Source organism: Saccharothrix sp. NBAS 001, from assembly GCF_056640475.1.
Genome location: NZ_CM153251.1, coordinates 3605327 through 3625387, shown reverse-complemented (window position 1 = coordinate 3625387; position 20061 = coordinate 3605327). Strand labels below are relative to the sequence as shown.

The 20061-nt window shown below is 72.5% G+C and carries 19 protein-coding genes; 7 read left to right on the top strand and 12 right to left on the bottom strand.

Annotated features, from left to right (window positions below):
- Positions 1–304: 304 nt before the first annotated feature.
- The 5 genes from AC0HI0_RS15325 to gntD all read right to left on the bottom strand — a co-directional run bounded on the left by AC0HI0_RS15325 (position 305) and on the right by gntD (position 5860).
- On the bottom strand, positions 305–1198 hold the full coding sequence (locus AC0HI0_RS15325; RefSeq protein WP_480933019.1) for an ArsR/SmtB family transcription factor: 894 nt from the start codon (positions 1196–1198) through the stop codon (positions 305–307).
- Between the two features lie 393 nt (positions 1199–1591).
- Positions 1592–2419: an enduracididine biosynthesis enzyme MppR gene (gene mppR / locus AC0HI0_RS15320; protein WP_480933018.1), complete on the bottom strand. Its 828-nt coding sequence runs from the start codon at positions 2417–2419 to the stop codon at positions 1592–1594.
- The gene (locus AC0HI0_RS15315; protein ID WP_480933017.1) at positions 2416–3663 is read right to left on the bottom strand and encodes an aminotransferase class I/II-fold pyridoxal phosphate-dependent enzyme; all 1248 of its coding nucleotides are present in this window, start codon (positions 3661–3663) and stop codon (positions 2416–2418) included. The genes mppR and AC0HI0_RS15315 overlap by 4 nt, the downstream gene beginning before the upstream one ends.
- Positions 3660–4790: an enduracididine biosynthesis enzyme MppP gene (gene mppP, locus AC0HI0_RS15310; protein ID WP_480934307.1), complete on the bottom strand. Its 1131-nt coding sequence runs from the start codon at positions 4788–4790 to the stop codon at positions 3660–3662. Before mppP ends, AC0HI0_RS15315 begins: the two co-directional genes overlap by 4 nt.
- Before the next feature lie 53 nt (positions 4791–4843).
- Complete coding sequence (gntD, locus tag AC0HI0_RS15305; RefSeq protein ID WP_480933016.1) at positions 4844–5860, bottom strand: guanitoxin biosynthesis L-enduracididine beta-hydroxylase GntD; 1017 nt, start codon at positions 5858–5860, stop codon at positions 4844–4846.
- Positions 5861–6176: 316 nt separating this feature from the next.
- Here gntD and AC0HI0_RS15300 point away from each other — a divergent pair, with 316 nt between their 5' ends.
- The gene (locus AC0HI0_RS15300) at positions 6177–6329 is read left to right on the top strand and encodes a hypothetical protein (RefSeq protein WP_480933015.1); all 153 of its coding nucleotides are present in this window, start codon (positions 6177–6179) and stop codon (positions 6327–6329) included.
- A 558-nt stretch (positions 6330–6887) separates the two neighbouring features.
- Here AC0HI0_RS15300 and AC0HI0_RS15295 read toward each other — a convergent pair.
- From AC0HI0_RS15295 to AC0HI0_RS15280, 4 genes are read right to left on the bottom strand one after another with little or no spacing between them, the layout of a single operon-like run.
- Positions 6888–7937: a 3-deoxy-7-phosphoheptulonate synthase gene (locus AC0HI0_RS15295; RefSeq protein WP_480933014.1), complete on the bottom strand. Its 1050-nt coding sequence runs from the start codon at positions 7935–7937 to the stop codon at positions 6888–6890.
- A complete protein-coding gene (locus AC0HI0_RS15290; protein WP_480933013.1) occupies positions 7934–8842 on the bottom strand; it encodes a DMT family transporter in 909 nt (302 codons plus the stop codon). Before AC0HI0_RS15290 ends, AC0HI0_RS15295 begins: the two co-directional genes overlap by 4 nt.
- A complete protein-coding gene (locus tag AC0HI0_RS15285; protein ID WP_480933012.1) occupies positions 8839–10299 on the bottom strand; it encodes an AMP-binding protein in 1461 nt (486 codons plus the stop codon). Before AC0HI0_RS15285 ends, AC0HI0_RS15290 begins: the two co-directional genes overlap by 4 nt.
- Positions 10296–11279 carry an FkbO/Hyg5 family chorismatase gene (locus AC0HI0_RS15280; protein WP_480933011.1) on the bottom strand — a complete coding sequence of 328 codons (984 nt, stop codon included), beginning with the start codon at positions 11277–11279 and terminating at the stop codon, positions 10296–10298. Before AC0HI0_RS15280 ends, AC0HI0_RS15285 begins: the two co-directional genes overlap by 4 nt.
- 704 nt (positions 11280–11983) lie before the next feature.
- On the opposite strand from AC0HI0_RS15280, the gene AC0HI0_RS15275 reads away from it, so the two are divergent.
- The 3 genes from AC0HI0_RS15275 to AC0HI0_RS15265 all read left to right on the top strand — a co-directional run bounded on the left by AC0HI0_RS15275 (position 11984) and on the right by AC0HI0_RS15265 (position 13722).
- The gene (locus tag AC0HI0_RS15275; RefSeq protein ID WP_480933010.1) at positions 11984–12196 is read left to right on the top strand and encodes a cold-shock protein; all 213 of its coding nucleotides are present in this window, start codon (positions 11984–11986) and stop codon (positions 12194–12196) included.
- Positions 12197–12317: 121 nt separating this feature from the next.
- Positions 12318–13346: a hypothetical protein gene (locus tag AC0HI0_RS15270; RefSeq protein ID WP_480933009.1), complete on the top strand. Its 1029-nt coding sequence runs from the start codon at positions 12318–12320 to the stop codon at positions 13344–13346.
- A gap of 187 nt (positions 13347–13533) precedes the next feature.
- Entirely contained in the window at positions 13534–13722 is a 189-nt protein-coding gene (locus AC0HI0_RS15265; protein WP_480933008.1) for a hypothetical protein, read from the top strand.
- A gap of 70 nt (positions 13723–13792) precedes the next feature.
- On the opposite strand, the gene AC0HI0_RS15260 is transcribed toward AC0HI0_RS15265, so the two are convergent.
- Positions 13793–14953 carry an alpha/beta hydrolase family protein gene (locus AC0HI0_RS15260; protein ID WP_480933007.1) on the bottom strand — a complete coding sequence of 387 codons (1161 nt, stop codon included), beginning with the start codon at positions 14951–14953 and terminating at the stop codon, positions 13793–13795.
- A 155-nt stretch (positions 14954–15108) separates the two neighbouring features.
- Between AC0HI0_RS15260 and AC0HI0_RS15255 the strand changes: the two genes are divergently transcribed.
- Positions 15109–16224, top strand: coding sequence for a sensor histidine kinase (locus tag AC0HI0_RS15255; protein ID WP_480933006.1), 1116 nt, complete (start codon positions 15109–15111; stop codon positions 16222–16224).
- Positions 16221–16934 carry a response regulator gene (locus tag AC0HI0_RS15250; protein ID WP_480933005.1) on the top strand — a complete coding sequence of 238 codons (714 nt, stop codon included), beginning with the start codon at positions 16221–16223 and terminating at the stop codon, positions 16932–16934. Before AC0HI0_RS15255 ends, AC0HI0_RS15250 begins: the two co-directional genes overlap by 4 nt.
- A 56-nt stretch (positions 16935–16990) precedes the next feature.
- Here the strand turns inward: AC0HI0_RS15250 and AC0HI0_RS15245 are convergent, their stop codons facing one another.
- On the bottom strand, positions 16991–17767 hold the full coding sequence (locus AC0HI0_RS15245; protein WP_480933004.1) for an IclR family transcriptional regulator: 777 nt from the start codon (positions 17765–17767) through the stop codon (positions 16991–16993).
- Between the two features lie 473 nt (positions 17768–18240).
- On the opposite strand from AC0HI0_RS15245, the gene AC0HI0_RS15240 reads away from it, so the two are divergent.
- Positions 18241–18657: an SH3 domain-containing protein gene (locus AC0HI0_RS15240; RefSeq protein WP_480933003.1), complete on the top strand. Its 417-nt coding sequence runs from the start codon at positions 18241–18243 to the stop codon at positions 18655–18657.
- Between the two features lie 148 nt (positions 18658–18805).
- Here the strand turns inward: AC0HI0_RS15240 and AC0HI0_RS15235 are convergent, their stop codons facing one another.
- Entirely contained in the window at positions 18806–20002 is a 1197-nt protein-coding gene (locus AC0HI0_RS15235) for an MFS transporter (RefSeq protein ID WP_480933002.1), read from the bottom strand.
- Positions 20003–20061 lie beyond the last annotated feature (59 nt).

Sequence of the window (20061 nt, the reverse complement as noted above, 5' to 3'; positions counted from 1 at the left end):
CAACCCCCAAGCGGCGGGCACGGACACCGCCGAGTTCGGATGGAATATCAACGCCGTCGGGCCGGCCCGGCAACCCCGGCGGCCCGCGCGGAAAACCGTCTGGATCGGACGGATTTCCGGCGCGGCGCGAGTGCCGGCCCACACCGGGTCGGTGGACCCGAGGCGCGCCGCGGGGCGGTGCCGCCGTTGATCGCGCGCTCGTCGAGCGATCGGCGGAAACGGGTTCGGCTGCTTCGATTATCGTTTTCCGGCGACGCCGGGCACACCTGTTTGAGCTATTGGTGAAACAGCGGCGCCGGACCGCTCACGAAGCGGTCCGGCCATTCGCGGTCGCCGTGCGCGCGAAGACCGGGGTCTGCCCGGCGATAGTGCGGTTGGTCAGCAGCGCCAAGCCGAGCGAGGTCAGGTTGTGCAGGGCGGTATTGCGGTACCGCCTGGTCGCGATGAGGCCGGCGCTGCGCAGCACGGTGGCGTGCTTGCTGGCGCTGGCCAACGACATGTTGAGGCGGTAGGCCAGCTCGCTGGTGGTGCAGCCGTCGGTCAGCGCCTGGAGGGCGGCGGCCCGCGTGTGCCCGATCAGCGCACCGAGCGCCGGTCCGTCCTCGTCGCCGTCGAGCCCGGTGAACACCCGGTGGTCGGGCGCGGTGGAGAAGATGAGCGTGGGTGGTCCGGCGCCCGGCGGCGCGTCGATGAAGTGGCAGGGTTGCCTGGTCAGGAACATCGACGGGCTCAGCAGCAGCCCGCGCCCGCCGAGGTGCACGTCCGGGCCGGTGCTGCCGATCAGCTCCAGCACCGGGGGCCGCCAGCGGACCTTGGGGTGCAGCGTGTCCAGCAGCCAGCCCGCGCCGCTGGTGGCCATGATCCGGCCCCGGACGTCCCGCTCCGCCTCCAGGTGCGCCAGGGTCCGCTGCCAGTAAGGCCCCACCGCCACGTTGCAGAACTCGAACAAAGTGGCCCGGGCGCGCTTGCGGGCCGAGTCCGCGGGCCACCCGGCGGTCGGCCGTTCGGCGCCCTGTCCCACCAGGGCCAGCAGTTCGGCCGTCGTGTAGTGCTCGCCCAGCAACCGCTCCACCTCGCCGATGCGGTTGCCCAGTCCTTCGCGCACCAGCCGCCGCCACCGGCCGAACGGTTCGTCGCGGTTGCGCCCGAAGTGGTCGAGGGCGAAAACACTTTCCCCGGCCGGTCCTATTGTGGCCACAATCCGTAATCGAACCAGATCCTCGACCGAAAAATATATCAGCACCTGTCCCCCATCTGGTTCCGCGTGCGGGAATCCAGTCGCCGGCGCGGGGGACAGCGTCGTACGCGCCCCCCGCCCGGGTCTGTGGGCCGCACATTCCGCCACGTCCGGATGCAGGACCCGCTGCGTCCGGACATGGAGCCTACCAAGGTGCCACCGTAATTGCCACGTATCATGTTGCGGTTTTACCGGGGTGGCTCCGGCCTGCGAATTTCGTGCTGGTGGAAATATCCGGTGTCGAACACCGCCGGTGGTCGTGGGCCGACCGGTAGGCGGTCCTGCTCCAGATGGTCGATTTTGTATGAAATCGCATTAGTGCGGAAGTTGAAATATTGCGCCGGACAGCCGACATCAATGCGACTGGCCGGGCGGGCGGGTGGCCAGCGGGCGTCCGCCGCGCAGCGTCTCGGCGTAGGAGAAGGTGTAACCCCGACCGACCTCGACGGGCCGGAGGCGGGCGAAGTCGCCGTCGAGCACGTCGTACAACTCCAGTTCCGCCGGCCCCGCCCCGACGTCGGAGAACTCGACGCCGTCCACGATCGAGGCGACCAGTTCGCGGCCGGCGGGCTCCTCCGTCGCCCACGAGGGGAACGCGCGCGTGTGCACCAGCGGCACGTCGTGCAGCCGGGGCAGGCGGTCCACCCGCTCCTCGACGTGCACCGAGGCGCGCGCGACGCGTTGGCCGAAGACCGACGCCACACCGTGGAAATCGCCCGCGCCGGACTCCCGGGGCGCGGCCCGGCCCACGCTCATCGGGACCGTCAGGTGGATGGACCCGAACTGCTTCGGCATCCCCTGCACCCACCCGCGCACCAGGGACACCGGGCTGTCCACCCAGGCGTACGGGCAGCGCGCCATGGTCGAACCGCCGTGCTCGCAGCCCAGCAGGATCAGGAACTCGTTGAACTGGCTGCGCGCCGGGTCGGCCAGCTCCTCGCCGGACTCGGAGCACCACTGCCAGCGCGCCCACACCGCCGCCGCGGCACCGGGGTCGGCACCGGGGTCGAGACCGGCGGGCAGGAAGCGCGCGGCGACCTCCGGGTCCACCCGGTACTCCACCATCACGACCTGGCCGGAGAAGTGCCACGGTGGCGGCGTGAGCATCGACGACGTGCCGGACGGGGACAGCGGCAGGCTGTAGCCCCGCAGATCGGTGTCGACGACCGCGTCGGTGGTCATGATCGGTTCCTTCCGTCGGGTGTGCCGGTCAGGGCCGGCCCCAGGGCGCGGGCCAGCGCGCCGGCCGCCGTCGCGAGCCGGTCGGGGGAGTTGAAGCTGTAGGCCAGGCGGACGGCGGGGTTCGAGGTCCGCCCGAACCTCGACCCGGCGGCCACCCGGACCCCCGCCCGCCCGGCCGCGTCGAGCAGGTCGGCCTCGTCCTCCACCGGCGCTTCGAGCCAGACGAAGAAGCCGCCGCCGGGCGTGGTGAAGGACGTCCGGGGGTCCGCGTCGCGCCGCAACGCGGTGACCACGGCGTCCCGGCGCTCGCGCAACCGGTCGCGCAACCAGCCCAGGTGCCGGTCGTAGTCGCCGTCGCGCAGGAGCACGGTCATGGCCAGCGAGCCGAGGTGGTTCAGCCCGCCGCCGCTGACGAACACGCCCAGCCCGGCCAGCCGCGCGGCCAGCCCGGCGGAGGCCACCAGGTAGCCCAGCCGCAGGCCCGGCCCGACCGTCTTGGAGAAGCTGCCCAGCCGGACCACGCCGTCGTAGTCCGCGAGCCCGGCCATCGAGCACGGCACCGGCCGGTCGTCCAGGGCGAGTTCGACGTAGGGGTCGTCCTCGACCACCAGCACGCCGTGCCGGCGCGCCACGGCCAGCAGCGCCCTGCGCCGCGCGACCGGCGCGACCGCTCCGCTCGGGTTGTGGAAGGTGGGGTTGAGGTAGACCAGCGCGGGCGTGGCACCGGCCGAGCGGCACGCGCCGAGCACCTCGTCCAACGCCTCCGGGATCATGCCGGAGCCGTCCGCCGCCGCGGTGGCGGTGCGCAGGCCGCAGTCGGTGAGCACCTTGCGGCCGAAGTCGTAGGAGGTCTGCTGGACCACGGCGACCTGGCCGCGTTCGGCCAGCGCCGTCGCGACCAGGTACAGGGCCTGCGACGTGCCGGAGGTGACCACCACCTGCCCGGCCCCGCACGGCACGCCGTCGGCCGCGTGGATCCGGGCCGCCAGCAGTTCGCGCAGGGCGACCACGCCCTGGTCCTCGCCGTAGCTCAGCGCCGCGGCGCCGAACTCGGCCAGGGCCCTGGCGTAGCCGTCCGCCACCAGGTCCACCGGCAGCAGCGCCGGGTCCAGGTAGCCGGGGCCGAGGTCGACCACCGAAGGCGGGGAGACCGTCTGCACGATCCCGGCGTGCCACCGGTCGGCGTGGGAAAGGGGGCCCGCGGTGTCCGCCACTCCCGCCGCCTCCGCGCCGGGAGCCGTCATCCGTCCAGCAGCACGTGCCGCAGCGCCAGCGCCGCCGCCTCGACCGACGCCGGCGGCCGGGAGAGCGCGATCCGCAGCGAGCGTTCGCCCTCGGTCGGGTTCGCCCAGTGGAACTTCTGGCAGGGCAACGTGTAGACGTTGTGGGCGCGCAGCGCCTGCCACACGTCCCCGGCCGTCCGCGAGGTGAGCAGGACCCGTTCGACGCTGGCCCGGGAGTGCGGGTCCATGACCGCCGCGCCCGGCACGTCGGCCAGCGCGTCGCGCAGCAGCGCGCGGTTGTCCGCGATCAGCCGGTGCAGGTCGGCCAGGCCGCCGTCGGCGGCGTCCTCGGCCAGCCGCCGCACCATGAGCATCACCAGCGGGGACACGCCCAGCAGGATGTCGGAGTACACCTTGGCCACCGGCAGGCCGACGTTCTCCGACCGGACCAGGAACCCGATCTTCAGCTCCAGGGTCGGCCACAGCTTGCCGGTGTCCTCGATGACGACCCAGCGGCAGCCGCTGCTCTCCAGGATCTCGTAGTGGTCGTAGTGGGCGTCCGGGTCGAACCCCCGGAACGAGGTATCCAAGGTCAGCACCACGTCGTGCTCGGCGCACTGCGCCGCCAGCGCGCGCAGCCGCTCCGGCGACAGGACCACGCCGGTCGGGTTGTTCGGGGTGGTGACGAACAGGCAGCCGAGCCGGTCGAGCAGCGCCGGGTCGAGGTCGCCGCCGTGCAGCACCTCCTCCGGCACCGGCACCAGTTCCATCCCGACGCCGCGCAGGATGTCCGGGATGTTGTCGAACGTCGGGTGGATGAGGCCGATGGTGTCCGCGGTGGTCGCCAGCGCCCTGGCGAAGATCTCCATCGCGACCGAGGACGAGTAGCAGCTCAGCACCCGTTCACGCGGGTAGGAGCGCTGGCCCAGCAGCTCCAGGTACGCCCGCTGGGCGTCCCGCTCGGTCTCCTCGACCGGCTGGTCCAGCGCTTCCAGCCACAGCGAGGGCAGGTCGCCGACGATCTTCGCCTGGCCGGGGGTGAGTTCCTGCCGGGCGTGGCCGTCGGACAGGTTGTAGGTGCTGTTGAGGGCCAGGAACTCCAGTTCGGTGAGGTTGACGTCGGCGAGTCCGCCGGGCGACGTGGTCATCTTGGTCACGGACACCTCTGGGTGTGAGTGGGTGAAGGTGGCGTGCCGGGCCGTCAGTAGATGACCCGCGAGCCGGCCGTGAGCCGGTTGGCACGTGACTTGCGCAGATCACGGGTGACGTTGAGGCGGCGCAGCCAGCGGTCGGCCCCGTCGAAGCGGGCGTGGAACGGCTGGCGGCCGTGCACGACCCGGTAGTTGTCGATGAAGATCATGTCGCCGGGGGACAGCACGGCACCGCCCATGGCGGCGTCGATCGCCGAGCACACCGCGCCGAGCGCGCGTTCCTGCTCGGGCCCGTGGTCGGGGGCCATGAAGTGGGGGTCCAGCCGCAGGTACGGCGAGTCCTCCGCGCCGAACAGCACCGCGACCGGCTTCGGGTCGGACAGGGCCTGCTCCACCTGGGCGTGGCTGCGGGCGCGCAGCGCGGCCACCTTCGGGTCGTCCTCCGCGACCGGCGCACCCCGGTGCGAGTGGTCGGGCAGGATGAAGAACTGCTCCTCGCGCAGGGCGCGGACGGTCTGCTCGCCCAGTTCGACCTCGGAGACGTCCAGCATGGTGGTCTCGACGCCGTCGGGGTTGCGCAGGCACAGCAGGCCGAGGTAGTCGGTGCGCAGCGGGTGGTAGGCGTCCTCGGTGTGCCACACCAGGACCTCGGCGCTGCCGGAGCCGATCTGCTCGTGCTCGTGGCCCTTGATGGGGGCCACGTCGTGCATGATGCGGCCCTCCTGCTGCGTCGCCCAGGCGATCGGTTCCCCCAGCACGGAGGCGATCAGGTAGAACGCGATGTCCTCGCGCACGGTGGGGGAGGGGGCGAGCGCCCGTCTCCAGTGCTCCGGCGTCGGCCCGATCGCGTCCTGGCGGACCGGGAACCCGGACACGACGATCGCGCCGGCCGGTTCGCGGTCGCGGAACTCGTGCAGCGTGGCCCGCAGCCGTCTGGGCAACTCCTCGGCGTGGAGGCGGGCGATCGCCTGGAACTCCTCGGTCTCCACGCTGTCGAACCGCGCGCGCAACTCGTCGACGACGGCTTCGACAGCGGTGACGTCGTCGTCCTCCAACTTCAGCTTCAACAAGAGACTCCCCTTCCTGGCTCGATCGTCGGGTCGTGCCATGACGGTTGCGAGACTGCTGGAGAACCGCCCGGCGCTCCACGTGTTTGAATCAGGTCCGAAACAGGGCTGCCGAGCGCTCGGTGTCCGAGGCACGTCACGCGGTATGCGGGCGGTGTTGGAATCACGCGTTGCGCCGGGTGGCCGGGAAAGAGGCCGAAGTAGGGCACATGTCCTACCGGAGGGGGACGTGCGGTGACATCGACGGTCGGTAGCGTCGGGTTGTTGCCGATGGCGACCGCATCCGTTGTCCGACTGAAGGAGTGCCGTGTCCCTCATGCGCAGTAGCTCGTTCGGCGTCAACCGCAGAGACTCCGGCGCGGTCGCCCGCCGGGTCGCCCGCCTCGAAAGAGAGGTGCGCCAACTGCGGGAGGCCAACGAGATCCTCCGTGCGATAGCGGTCCACTTCGCCGCCAAAAGGGACGCCTAGCGCGGAGTTCGCGACTCCGGTCCTGTCAGGACAGTGACCGTTCCCTGAGTGCGATGGCTCATGACGTCGGACAAGACGTGTGGGACGACCGTGCGCACATGTGTCCACACAGGACTTTTCTGCGTTGTCCGTGCCGCAGGCGGGCGGGTGACGGGCGGTGGTGGCGGGGATCCTGCACGCGGTGGGCTTCGGGTTCGACCGAATCGGTGGCCCACCGCGTTGTTCTGCGGGAACCGCGCGGACGACCGCACGCCGAGTTGCGCGTCGCCGATCCGTGATACGACCGGCAATCCCGAGGAAGCGCCCGCGCCCGACCGACGCCGACCGCAGCCAGGACAGGTGCCGCAGTTGATTCGGGCCCGCGCGACATCGCCCGGTCACCACCCGTCGCGGCAAGGACCATACCAAACGGGCGGCGTTACCAGAACACGCTGTGGCAAAAGAAAAGTCCACATCGCAACTCATCCCGCACCGACCACTCGGCGACCGGTTCACCGGAGCGGGACCACGACGGCGCGAGCCGCCCGGACGCGCCGCGCGCGTCCGGGCGGCCTGTCGCTACCCGCGCCGGGCGCGCACCGCCGCGGCCAACGTGTCCAGCACGTCGACGGTCTCGGGCAGGGCCAGGCAGGAGTCGGTGATGCTGACGCCGTAGCGCACCGGAGCGTCCTGTCGACCCTCGTGCAGGAACGACTCCACCATCACGCCCACGAGCCCCCGTTGCCCCCGCGCGATCTGACCGGCCAGGTCGGCCACGACACCGGGCTGGCGACGGTGGTCCTTGCCGCTGTTGCCGTGCGACGCGTCGACCACGACCCGTTCCGGCAGACCCGCCGAGCGCAGCCGGGCCAGTGCCCGCCCGACGGATTCGGCGTCGTAGTTGGTGCCGGTCGCGCCGCCGCGCAGGATGAGGTGCGCCTGCGCGTTGCCCGCGCCCTGCTGCACGACCGGCGCGCCGTCGTGGTCGACGCCGGGGAACACGTGCCGCGCGGTGGCGCTGCGGATCGCGTCGACGGCGACGCCGACATCGCCGTCCACGGCGTTCTTGAGGCCCACGGGCATCGGCAGCCAGGACGCGAGCTGCCGGTGCGGCTGGCTGGCCACCGTGCGGGCGCCGATCGCCCCGTAGCCGATCACGTCCGCCAGGTACGGCGCGACCAGCGGGTCGACGAACTCGGCGGCCAGCGGCAGACCGGTGCCGGCCGCGTCGAGCAGGAACGCCCGCCCCAGCCGCAGCCCTTCGGCGACGTCGCCGCTGCCGTCCAGCGCCGGGTCGTGCACCAGGCCCTTCCAGCCGACCACCGAACGCGGCTTCTCCAGGTACGCGCGCAGGACCACCAGCAGGTCGCCGGCCCACCGCGCGGAAGCGGCGGCCAGCCCGCGCGCGTACTCCAGGCCCGCCACCGGGTCGTGGATCGAGCACGGGCCGACGACGGCCAGCACCCGGTCGTCCTCGCCGTCGAGGACCCGGCGCACGGCCTCGCGGTGCGCGGCGATCCCGTGCCCCGGGGGCACCGGCAGGTCCGCCACCAGCTTGCCGGACGTGGGCAGCAGCCCCAGCGTCTCCGGCGCGGTCAGGTCACGTGGGGGCAGGACTCGCGCGGTCATGTGCGTTCCTGTCGGGTTCGTGGGGCGGAGGGCTTCGTCCGGGACACCGCGACGCCGACCAGGCACAGCGCGCCGCCCAGCACGGCCACCAGGCCGGGCACCTCGTCGAGCAGCAGCCACGACAGCAGCACGACGATGGCCGGGACGGCGTAGGTCGTCGCGCCGAGCTTGCCGGTCGTGGTGCGGGACAACGCGTAGGCCCACGTGTAGAACGCCAGCGCCGTGGGCAGCAGGCCCAGGTACACCACGGACAGCGTGGCCGAGGCGGGCGCTTCGGCCACGTCGTCCAGGAGCTGCCCCGCGAACGGCAGGCAGGCCACCGCGCCGACGACGCAGCCGAACGTGGTGGCCTGCAACGCCGACGCGTGCGCGAGGGCGGGCTTCTGCAACACCACGCCCACCGCGTACCCGGCGGCGGCGAGCAGGCACAGCAGCACGCCCGCCGTGGTGGACGACCCCGTCCCGCCGGACAGGCCGACCGCCGCGGCCCCCGCGAACGCGATCACCAGGCCGATCACCAGCCGGACCCCGAGTCGTTCCTTGAGCACGACGCCCGCGAGGATCGCGGCCAGGATCGGGCCGATGCCGATGACCAGCGCCGCCGTGCCCGCGTCGGTGTGCCGCTCGCCCCAGTTCAACGCCACCATGTAGAGCGCGAACCAGAACACCCCCGACCCGAGCAGGCCGGGCCACGCCGCGCGCGGCGGCACCTGCACGCCCTTGGCGACGGCGATCGCGCTCAGCGCGATCGCGCCGACGAGCAGCCGGCCCAGCGCCAGGGAGCCGGGTTCGTAGTGCGCACCGGCGTAGCGGATGCCGACGAACGCCGACGCCCACAACACCATGGTGACGACCACGGCGGCCACGGCCTTGACGTCCACTTTGGACTCTTCGACGGTGCTCACCGGGCCGCCGCCATCGCGCGGACCTCGCGCCGGCGCAGCTTCCCCGTCGGTGTGCGGGGCAGGGCGGTTACGAACACCACGTCCTCCGGGACCTTGTACCACGTGAGCTTTTCCTTTGCTGTGGCGAGGAGTTCGGCGCGCACCCGGTCCGGTGAGCAGCCGTCGCCCTTGAGCGCGACGAACGCGCGCAAGGTCGTCACACCGGTCTCCCTCCGGGTCGAGCACACCCCGGCCTCCTGCACGTCGGGGTGTTGCATGAGCAGGTCCTCGATCTCCGTGGGGTGCACGTTCTGGCCGCCGACGATCTCGATGTCGTCCAGCCTCCCGTGCAGCCGCACGAAACCGTCGTCGTCCACGGTCGCGGCGTCTCCCGTCGCGTACCAGCCCGTCGCGCGCAGCGGCCCGTCGCCACCGCGTCGCGAACCGAGCGCGATCGACGGCCCGGCCACCTCCAGCCTGCCTTCCACGTCCGGCGCGACCTCGTCGCCGTCGTCGTCCACGACCCGCAGCCGGTAGGGCGGCAGGATGCGGCCGATCGTGCCGTCGCGGCTCGCACCGAGCGCGTTGGCGACCAGCGCGTGCCCGATCTCCGTGGTGCCGAAGATGTTGAGCAGCCGCTCTCCCAGCACCTCCCGCAGCCGCGCCTCCAGCGACTCGGGCAGCACCTCGCCCGCGACGAGCGCGAGCCGCAGCCCGGACAGCGCCGCGTGGTCGGCGTGGCGCAGCAGGCGGGCGAAGAAGCTGGGCTGGCCGTAGAGGACGGTGACGCCGTGACGCCGCACCAGGCGCAGCGCCTCGTCCTCGGTGGCGCGTTCGCGGGACAGCACGGTCGCGCCGCCCCGGTGCAGCGGGAACAGCACCGAGTTGCCCAGCCCGTAGGAGAAGTACAGGCGGGAGACGGAGAAGGTGACGTCCCGCGGCGTGATGCCGACGACCTCGCCGATCGCCCGCTCGTACACGCCGGGGTCGCCGTGGGTGTGGAAGCACAGCTTCGGGTCCCCGGTGGTGCCCGAGGTGAACACCGCGTACGCCGGGTCGTCGGCGGTGACCTCGGCGACCGGGGCCTGTTCCCGCACCGCCCGCAGCTCCGCCGGGTCGACCACCGCGTCGAACAGCCCCGCCAGGTCGGCTTCGGCGACCACCAGGTCCGGCTCGGTGACGCGGGTGGCCAGCGCGATCTCCTCCGGGTGCAGCGTCGAGTTGACCGGCACGGCCACCGCGCCCAGCCGGGCCGCGCCGAGGAACGCCCACACCGCGTCGATGCCGTCGGGCAGGGCCAGCAGCACCCGGCCGCCGCGCCCCAGACCTCGGGCGGCGAGCCCGGCGGCGAACCGCGCCGCACCCCGGTGCACGTCCTCGAACGTGTGGACCTCGTCGCCGGCGTAGTAGGCGGGGCGGGGGTTCCAGCCGTTCTCGGACGCGCGCAGCGCCAGGTACCCGGCCAGGTTCGCGGTCACCGGACGATCCCCTCGATCTCGACCAGCAGGTCGCGCCGGCACACGTCGACGTTGAGGTAGACCACGTCCGCGTCCGGGCTCAGCACCTGCTCGCAGCGGGCCCGCACCAGCGGGATGTCGGCCTCGTCGCGGACGTAGACCTTCACCAGGTCGAGGTCGGCGAGGGTGAAGCCGCCGGACAGGCCGTGCCGGCGCAGGTTCTCCGCCCCGATCAGGTTGGTGATGTTGTCGAGCGTCACCTCGGTCTGCCCGAGCACGTCGCCCTGGCGCACGGTCTCGTCGCCGATGATGCTGGCCGTGCCGGACACGTAGAGGGTCCCGTCCACGTAGGTCGCGCGGGCGAAGCTCGGCGACTTGGGCCCGTACTCGTCCGGGTACTCGTAGGCGGGCGTCTGGTGCGGGTTCTCCAGGTGCACCGGCTCCGCGGCGGGCGTCCCGGCGAGGAAGTACAGGTACACGTCCGGCCCCCGGGTGCCGATGCCGGTGGCGGCCGGGATGCGCCCGACCCGCCCCGACCACGTGTCGAACGCCTCGGCCCGGCCCACGCAGAAGTCCCGGTAGATCTCCAGCCCGTCGGCGTTGTCGTCCACGATCCCGCCGACCAGGTTCCACATGCGCAGCACCTGCGGGTAGCCCAGGCGCGTGATCAACTCGAACGCGGAGTCGTAGGCGATGCGCACCGCGTCCCGGTACACCCCGCGACGGTCGATCCGGACCGCGCAGAACAACCGCTCACCGTCCTCCGCGTAGACCAGCCGACCGTCGATACCGGAACGTACCGGCAACCTCGACGTGAACACCTCCTGGAATCGGCCGCCCATCGGCACCACGACCGTGGGCACCCCGTCGGCAATTCCGGGTTGGGCACCCCGGTCGTCGAACACGACCCGCCCCAGCACATTCCTGTCGTCCACCGCGCTGCCGACCGGCTCGAACGCCGAACCGACTCCGCGAACGGGCACCGCACTGCCGACCGTCATCCCCACTCCTCTTTTTCCGCCCACGGTCGATCGGCCCCGCGACAACGTCGCGTGACCGCACGACCAGGTGGACCCCGACCGGAAAAGGACCTTTTCAGCACACTTCGCACGGTGCCCCGCGGCAGACGCCGAGGACATCGCGGACGCAACCCCAGTTCAACCCGGGCCAACCCCAGCCGGCCCGTTCCGAGACTGGTGGAGACCCCTGTGGCTGTCAAGCTTTCCCATGAAACTACCGGCGTCCACGAGTCCGCCGGGTAATAGTCGAATATCTCGGAGGGCGACTTTTCGATTGGTCGGTGAAACCGGATTTCCCCAGGCCGCCGCGCCGCGCGCCCAGTAGCCGGAAGTGGTTGACACGCCTTCCGTGCGGATTTCCGAAGCGCGCCACCGGACGTACGTCTCAACAGTTGACGACCGCGCCCCGGTGATCAATTCCCGGGTCGACCCGGACATCTTGGACGCGCGGTCGGCGGTGCACCGGCGGAACCCGTCGACGGTCCGGCGGCAACGCCCGGCCGGACCACCCGTCCGGGTGCCGCCCGAACGCGCGAGCGGCACCGGATCCGCTGTTCGCCCTCCTGTTCGCGGGGCGGACACCCTTCGGGTGATCGTCGGCTCGACGCCCCTGCGGACCCGCCACCGGTGCACCAGACTCGGTCCCGGGCCTCTCGGCCGCCGACGAGACACCTCCCGGGAGAAACATGTCCGAGCGCCAGAACGGCACCGTGAAGTGGTTCAACGACGAGAAGGGCTACGGGTTCGTCACCCCGGAGTCCGGTCCCGAGCTGTTCGTGCACTTCCGCGCGATCGAGACGAGCGGGTTCAAGTCCCTCCAGGAGGGCCAGCGGGTCAGCTTCGAGGTCGTCGAGGGCCAGAAGGGGCTCCAGGCCGACAAGGTCCGGGTCGAGCGGTAGGCACCGGCCGCGCGGGCCTTCCGGTCACGAGAGGGTCTATCCGCCGGCTTTCGGAGATCATTCCCGGGTAGCGTCACGCTGCCGTCCACAACGGACGCTCGCCGCCTTGGGGGAAATCCGGATGTCGTCACCACGAAGACTGCCCGCTCTGCCCGCTGCCCTGCTCTCGCTGTCGCTGACGGCCGCGTGCGGCGTGACCGGCACGCCGACCGCCGCCACCTCGTCGGCGACCACCGCGCCGTCCACCACCGCGCCGTCCACCTCGGCACCCACCACCTCGGCCGCGCCCGAGGCCCCCGCCGCCGCGGAGCAGGGCGACGGTTTCGTGGTGATCCCCGGTACCGAGGTGGCATTGCGCCCGCCCAAGGGCATGGAGGTCGACGCGAACCTGCCCGGCCTGGCCCGCGCGGGCAGCCGGACCTCCGTGGTCGTCATCACCTCGCAGGTGCCGGACGGCAAGACGGTCGCCGCGGTGCTGGACGAGGTCGCCGCCGCCTACTCCGGCCCCCGGCTCGCCGAGCAGGGCATGAGGTTCGACGCTCCGCTGCGCATCAGCGTGGCCGGCCACCCGGCGGTCGCCTCGACCGGTGAGCAGGTGGTGGACGGGGTCACCTTCGGCAAGGCGGTCGTCGAGTTCGTGGCGGGCGGCCGGCTGGTGATGCTGGTCGGCAACGTCGAGCCGGGCGACCCGGTGTCGGCGGCGGACCTGCTGATCACGCTCCGCGACGCCCGCTGGAGCGGCGAGGTCGGGCTGGGCATCGAACTCACCCCGGCACCGGGCTACCAGCGGCTGCCCCGGACCGACGCGATCTGGCTCAGCCTCGACGGCACCGACGTCATGGGCGTGCCGAAGGTGGTCGCCGCGCCGATCACCGGGATGCGCACGATCCCGGTCGACGAGCGCCGGGCGGTCGCCGTGGAGCGGTTCGGCAAGCTGCCGACCACGCCCACCGCCACGTCGGTGACCGAGGTCGCCATCGCCGGGCACAGCGGGTTCGAGCTGATCGGCTACGGGCTTTACACCACGTGGGCGGTGGTCCTGTTCTCCTACGACGGGTACATCCTGATCTGCGGCGATTTCGACCCGGCGAACTACCCCGACCAGGTGCCCGCGTTCCGCGCCATCGCGCAGTCGCTCGCCATGACGTGACCGGCGAGGACGGGCCGCGACCTCGCCGGGTTCGAAGTCACGCCGAGCCTGCCCGCCGCGTGCCAAGCCCTGCTCCACCGGTCACGGCCGGGGGAGAAGCGCCCCGACGTGTGGCCGAGCTGCGTCGCGGGACACGGCTGCTCCACGTCGGCCCGGCGCACACGACGGCGTCACGCCGTTCGTCCTCATGGGCTCGGTGCGCGGCGTGCTCGCGGCGCTGGAGCGGATCCGCGCGCTGGGGCCGGCGCTGCTCGACCAGACCGAGGACGACCTGCGCCGGCTCCAGGACCTGGCACGTGCCGGCCACGCGACCGTTCGGCCACCTGCTCGACGCCGAGCGGTGCGCTGGACGTGCCGGGTGCGTTCCCGGACATGATCGCCCACCACGGCGGCCTGCCGGTCAGCCGTGCCTGAACCCCGCTCGGCGGCGCGCTTCCACCGGCGGGTCAGGGGATGAAGACGACTTCCGGGAATCGCGGGGACGGGCCGTCGAGCAGGTGGCCGGTGTCGCGCAGGTGCCGGTCGAAGAAGGCGGTCGGGTAGGCCCGCTGGACCGCGACCGCCCGGACCGGGGCCACCGTGCCGATCTCGGCCTCGACGTCCTCCTGGCTCAGGCCGAGCAGCGGCGCGGCCTGCGGGAGGACGACGGCGAAGTCGCCGTAGGTCGAGTGCGCCGCGCCGGTCAGCGCGATGTCGCGCTTCCAGCCGCGCAGGTTCGACCAGAACGTCCGCAGGTCGGGCAGGGCCGCGCGGGTCGCCCGGCCGTCCATCAGCAGGTAGGGCCGGTCGAGGCCGGCGGTGACCACCGGGCCGGTGACGGGGCCGTCCACGCCGATGCCCGCCCGCACCCGCCGGTCCTGGAACAGGGTGGTGGCGGTCGTGGCCGCGCCCGCCGAGTAGCCGAACATGCCGATCCGGCCCAGGTCCGGCGCGCCGCGCAGGCCGGCGGGGAGCGGGTGGCCTTCGGCGTCGGGGTTGCCGCCCCGGTCCAGGACCGCCAGTTGGTCGAGGACGAAGCGGACGTCGGCCACCCGCGCGTCGGCGATCAGCGCTCCGGTGTCCGGTCCGTCGTGGACCGGGGTGCTCACCCGGCCGCCGGGGAACTCGACGAGGGCGTCGTGGGTGTGGTCGATCGTGACGACCAGGTAGCCCCGGCTCGCCAGTTCCTCGACCACCACGGTGTTGGCCGAGCGGAACGAGTCGTTGCCGGGGGAGTAGACGACGACGGGCAGCCTCCTCCCGCACCGCGCCACGGGAGCGCCGTCGTGGCCGTGCGTGTCGGGCACGCGGAGGTCGCCGGGGGCCAAACCGTTGTCGCGCAAGTACTGCGCGGCCGCGGCCGGAGGGAGCCAGGGGACCGCGGGGTGCCCGGCGGTGTCCCCGGCGGGGTACCAGAGGCTGATCATCAGCTCACGAGGAGCGGGCGGGTCGCTCAACGGGTCGGTGCGCGACCGGTCGACCAGGTGCAGCGACGTGCTGCCCACGGCGTGCGGGCCGGTCGGCGGCGGCAGGGTGAGCTGGAGCGGGTCGGCGGCGGCGACGTCCGCCGAACTCGCCGCCAGCACCAGGGCTGCGGCCAGGGTTGCCAGGCGGGCAGGGGTTTTCACGAGACCTCCTGTGGTCGGGGTGTGGAGGTCACGATGCCGTGGGACCGGGTGGCCGGTCGTCCTCCTGCGGCCGTGTCAATCCGGCCGCAGGGTGCCCCGGGGAGTACGCCTGTGGGCTGATGGCCGCGCACGTCGTCGCGCCCTACGCTGCGGCCATGCGTTCCAGCGCGATCGCCCGATGGCTCGACGGCGCGGCCGGGTTCGGGTACGCCGTGGCCCTTGTCGCGCTCCAGTTCGCCGACAGCGGTCCACATGCGACGTTCCGGCTCAGTCCGGACGGGATCGCCCTGGTGCTCTGGCAGGTCGGGCCGGTCGGGGTGCTCTGCGCGGTGGTGCCTGGGGTGGCGGTGGCGCTGCGCGGTCGGTGGCCGCTGGTCGCCGCCGCGTTGGTCGCCGCCGCCGTGCTCCCCCCGTGGGCGGGCCTGTTCGGGTGGGTGCTCGTCCTCTACTCCGTCGCCGTCGCACGGCGTCCGCCGGTCGCCGCCGCGGTGCTCGCGATCGCCGTCTCGGGCGTCGTGATCCGGGAAACCACTGCGGGAGCGGTGATCCCGGTGCTGGTGATGGGGCTCGCCTGGGTCGTCGGGCTGGCGGTCGGCCGGCACCGCGCCTACACCGCCGAGCGGGTCCACCGCGCGCTCGCGGAGGTCGAGCGGGCGCGGGGCGTCGCGAACGCCCAGCGCCTGCGCATCGCCCGCGACCTGCACGACGTGGTCGCGCACAGCATGAGCGTGATCACCGTGCAGGCGGGGTACGCGCACCTGGTGATCGGCAGCCGGCCCGAGCAGGCGCGCACCGCGCTCGGCGTCATCGAGACCACCGGGCGGGAGACCCTGGTCGAACTGCGCAGGCTGCTCGGCGTCCTGCGCGAGCACCCCGGCAGCGAGACCGACCCGCCGGGCCTCGGGAACCTGTCGCGGCTGTTGGAGCGGACCGCGCGGGCCGGGGTGCGGGTCGACGTCACCGCCACCGGGAGCCTGGAGCTGCCCGCCGGGCTGGACGTGTCGGCCTACCGGGTCGTGCAGGAAGCGCTCACGAACGTGGTCAAGCACGCGGGAGCGGATTCGTGCCGGCTCACGATCGCCTCCGGCGACCGGGAACTGCGCGTCGAGGTCGAGGACGGCGGCGCGGGTGCCGCCCCGGTGATCGCGGGCCACGGCCTCACCGGCATGCGCGAACGCCTCGCCGCGCACGGCGGCACCCTGCGCGCCGCGCCCGTCCCGGGTGGCGGATTCCGCGTCACAGCGCGGTTCCCGATCGGGGACGACGAGTGACGATCCGGGTCGTCGTCGCGGACGACCAGCACCTGGTGCGCGCGGGCCTGTGCGGGATCGTGGACTCCGCCGAGGACCTGGCCGTCGTCGGCGAGGCCGCCACCGGTGTCCGCGCGGTGGAACTGGCGCGTGACCTGCGGCCCGACGTCGTGCTCATGGACGTCCGGATGCCCGAGATGGACGGCGTGACCGCCACCGGCCTGGTCACCGCCGACACGGCCGCCCGGGTGCTGGTCCTGACCACGTTCGACCTCGACGAGCACGTCCACGCCGCGCTCCGCGCCGGTGCCCGCGGGTTCCTGCTCAAGGACACCCCGCCGCTGGACCTGCTCGCGGCGATCCGGGTGGTCGCCGCCGGCGACGCACTGCTGGCACCGGGGATCACCCGCAGGCTCATCGCCGAGTTCGCCGCACGCCCGACGCCTGCCGCCGCGCCACCCGCCGCTCCGTCGCCCGCGTTGCCCATCACCGCCAGGGAGCGGGAGGTGCTGGTCCTGGTGGCCCGGGGGCTGACCAACGGCGAGATCGCCGACCACCTGCACATCAGCCCGGGTACCGCCAAGGCCCACGTGCGCAGCCTGCTCACCAAGCTCGACGCCCGCGACCGGGTGCAGTTGGTGGTCCTCGCCTTCCGCACCGGCTTGACGACCGCCGGGAGCGGTCGGCCCGACGTCACCGGTCGTGCCGGGAGCCGCCCGCCGCGATCGTGAACCCGCCGCGACCGGGCTCCTGATCCACCTCGGCAGACGCCCGCCGGACCGGCCGGTCAGGCCGCCGCGTACCGCTGGATGACCGTGTGCGCGTGCGCGGCGGCCTGCCGCACCAACCCGGACGCGGCAAGCACGTCGAACTGGTCCCGGTACGCGCCGATGCTCAACGCCGCCACGGGCCGGCCGTCGGTGCCGAACACGGGTGCCGCCACCGCCGATATCCCCTTCGCCTCGTCGCAACAGCTGTGCGCCAATCCCCGGCGTCGGATCTCCGGAAGCTCGGTGCGCAACGCCAGGAGCAACGAGTCGTCGGCATCGCCGATCCGCTCCGCCAAGTCGACCGTCAACGCCGGGTCGTACGCCATCAGCACTTTGCCCGCAGCGCTCGCGCTCAGCGGCGTTTCCTCCTCTATCCGAGGCATCACCGCGCAATACTGCCACCGGTAGACGACGTCGATGAACTCCACGTTCCTGGTTCCCGCGTCCGCCAGGCCGACGACGTACCGGGTCTTCTCGTGGATGCCCACCAGCAGCGGTTTCAGGGCCGTGCGCAAAGCCGCCCTGCGGTTCGTCCCGACCGGCTTCTCCAGTTCTTTCAGCGCGGCACCCGGCCGATAACGGCCGCCGCGCCTGGCCACCAGGTCCTGGGCACCCAGCTGGGCCAGCAGGCGGTGCGCGGTGCTGAGCGGTATCCGGGTCTCCCGTGCCACGTCGGTCAGCCGCAGCGTGCCGTTTCCCCGTTGCACCACCCTCAGGACGAGAAGTATCCGCTGCGGGAACTTCTCGTTCTCCGCCGAGTCGCGCCCTCGCTTCCCCTGCCGTGCTGTGGACACTTCGACCAACTTTCGCCGACGGGATCGGACAACGACGGATCGAACCTTTCCCGAGCCAACCACCGGAGGCCCGCGTCCGACTGCGCCGAGATCCGTCGGATGCGTCGAGAACCGGAACGCCCTTGACGCGAAAAGGCCGGCCGGACTTCCCGCAGCGGGGCCGGCGCGCCACCTGACTGTCCACTGTGGACAGACCTGGTGACGGTGGCTCCGGCGCAGCTCACCGTTGTCGCGGGCAGGTCAGGCCCCCGCTCGCGCCGCGCGGCGAGCCACCTGCCCGCACCCTGCGGTCAAGATCGACACCCGCCGGTCAACGCGTTGACCACCCGCCGGGCAGCGCGGCCGGCAACGAAACGGCAACCCCGGCTCGCCACGCTGTGCCACACGCATCAACAGAGGGGAAGACCGTGGTGCCGCACAAGTCGAAGGGCATCGGTCGTCCCGGCGAAAGTCCCGACGCGGAGGAGATTGTCATGCGAAAGACCCTGGGGGCTGCGATGGTGGCCGCGTTCGTCGTGGTCGGCATCGCCTCGGGGGCACCGGCGAGCGCGACCCCGCAAGGGGCCTCGGGTTCGGTCGGCGTCCTGCACGCCTCGTGCGGCACGGAGGGGCCGAACCGGGAGAACCGGGTCGTCGTCGACGCGGCGGACGGCGGGGCGGCCAACCAGCGCAGTGGTTCCTCGACCAGTTGCAGTTCGCCGGGCGCGATCCAGCCGACCGACGACGTCCGCTACTACTGCTACACGGTGGAGAGCGGCACCAACGCCCGCTGGACCTACCTGGAGAACCTGCGGACCGGGGTCCGCGGCTGGGTGCGCAACGACCTGCTGGACCTCAACCACCCCACGTCGCCGGCGGCGCAGGGCAGCTACTACTGGTGCGGCTTCTGACGAACGCGCCCGGGGCCCTCGCCGGTGCGTCCGGTGAGGGCCCGGCCCGTTTCCCGGCCCGTCCAAGACCCCGAACGCGACGGTGGCCGCCGTCCTCGTCCGATCGGTGACGCGCACCAGGTGATCCCGGCGCGGCACGACGATCCGGTCAGCCCGCGACCGGGGGCACCAGCAGCAGGCTCAGCACGCCCGCGCCCAACGTCAGCGCGCACGCCGCCAGCAGCGCCGGCATCAGCCCGGCACCGCCGGCCAGCACGGGGCCGAGCAGCGCACCGATCAGGGTGGCCAGCGCCTCGCCGGTGAAGAACGCGCCCATGACGCGGCTCAGGATCGCGTTGGGCACCACGCGTTGCAGCGTCGTCATCGGCACCACCAGGCACATCGACCCGAACACGCCGACCACCACGGCCGCCGGCACCGCGGTGACCAGCGACGTCGACAGGAACAGGCCGAGGTAGCCGGTCGAGGTCAGCACCAGGGCCGTCGCCGTCAGCCTGCCGGGCTGCACTCGGTCCACCAGGAGCCTGACCAGGGGTGCACCGAGCAGGAACCCGACGCCGAGCGCCGACAGCACGACTCCGGTGGGTTCGGTGCCGCCCAGGTAGGTGATGCCGAACGGCACGAGCAGCGCGGTCAGCGACGCGTTGGCCGCGAGGAAGACCGAGTTGACCACCAGCAGCGACCGCGCTGTCGGGTCGGCGCGGACGAAACCCAACCCCTCGCGCAGTTCGGCGACGATCCCGGCGACCGTGACCGCCGCGCGCTCACGTGGTGCGGTCCTCCTGCCGGTGAACAGCACCAGCGACGTCGACAGCAGGTAGCCCGCCACGTCCAGGCAGATCAGCACGTCGGACCCGGCGGCGGTGAGCAGCACCGCGCCGGTCGACGCGCCGACCAGTCGCACGACGCCGTCGGTGACCGCGTTGAGCGAGTTGGCACTGGTCAGCAGCTTGCCGGTGCCCAGCACGGCGGGCAGGTGGGCTTGCAGGGCGGGGCGGAACAGCACGGTGCCGGTGCTCTCCACCACCAGGGCCGCGTAGATCAGCCACAGCATGCCGGGCTCGCGCACCAGCAGCATGAGCGCGATCGCGCCCGCGCGCAGCAGGTCCGTGGCGAGCATGATCCGCCGGCGGTCGAACCGGTCGCCGACGACGCCCGCCAGCGGCCCGAGCACCAGCGGCGGCAGGAACTCCGCGAACAGGGTGAGGCCGGTGGCCACCAGCGATCCGGTCATCGCGAACACGTGCGCGGGGATGGCGATGACCAGCAGCCACTGCCCCATCGTGCTGACCAGCCGCGCCGCCCACAGCAGGCGGAAGTCACGGACTTGTAAGGCGCTCGACACCGGTCCCTACCCCCTGGACTATTCTGACAGAAAAACTTCAGGACCAACCCTGACTGTCA

Coding starts and splice junctions, on each gene's coding strand:
- mppP (WP_480934307.1), bottom strand. CDS start 4,790: ATGACCACGTCGCCCGGCGGACTCGCCGACGTCAACCTCACCGAACTG.
- AC0HI0_RS15255 (WP_480933006.1), top strand. CDS start 15,109: ATGCGTTCCAGCGCGATCGCCCGATGGCTCGACGGCGCGGCCGGGTTC.
- mppR (WP_480933018.1), bottom strand. CDS start 2,419: ATGACCACCGACGCGGTCGTCGACACCGATCTGCGGGGCTACAGCCTG.
- AC0HI0_RS15280 (WP_480933011.1), bottom strand. CDS start 11,279: ATGACGGTCGGCAGTGCGGTGCCCGTTCGCGGAGTCGGTTCGGCGTTC.
- AC0HI0_RS15295 (WP_480933014.1), bottom strand. CDS start 7,937: ATGACCGCGCGAGTCCTGCCCCCACGTGACCTGACCGCGCCGGAGACG.
- AC0HI0_RS15275 (WP_480933010.1), top strand. CDS start 11,984: ATGTCCGAGCGCCAGAACGGCACCGTGAAGTGGTTCAACGACGAGAAG.
- AC0HI0_RS15265 (WP_480933008.1), top strand. CDS start 13,534: ATGGGCTCGGTGCGCGGCGTGCTCGCGGCGCTGGAGCGGATCCGCGCG.
- AC0HI0_RS15315 (WP_480933017.1), bottom strand. CDS start 3,663: ATGACGGCTCCCGGCGCGGAGGCGGCGGGAGTGGCGGACACCGCGGGC.
- AC0HI0_RS15240 (WP_480933003.1), top strand. CDS start 18,241: ATGCGAAAGACCCTGGGGGCTGCGATGGTGGCCGCGTTCGTCGTGGTC.
- AC0HI0_RS15270 (WP_480933009.1), top strand. CDS start 12,318: ATGTCGTCACCACGAAGACTGCCCGCTCTGCCCGCTGCCCTGCTCTCG.
- AC0HI0_RS15300 (WP_480933015.1), top strand. CDS start 6,177: ATGCGCAGTAGCTCGTTCGGCGTCAACCGCAGAGACTCCGGCGCGGTC.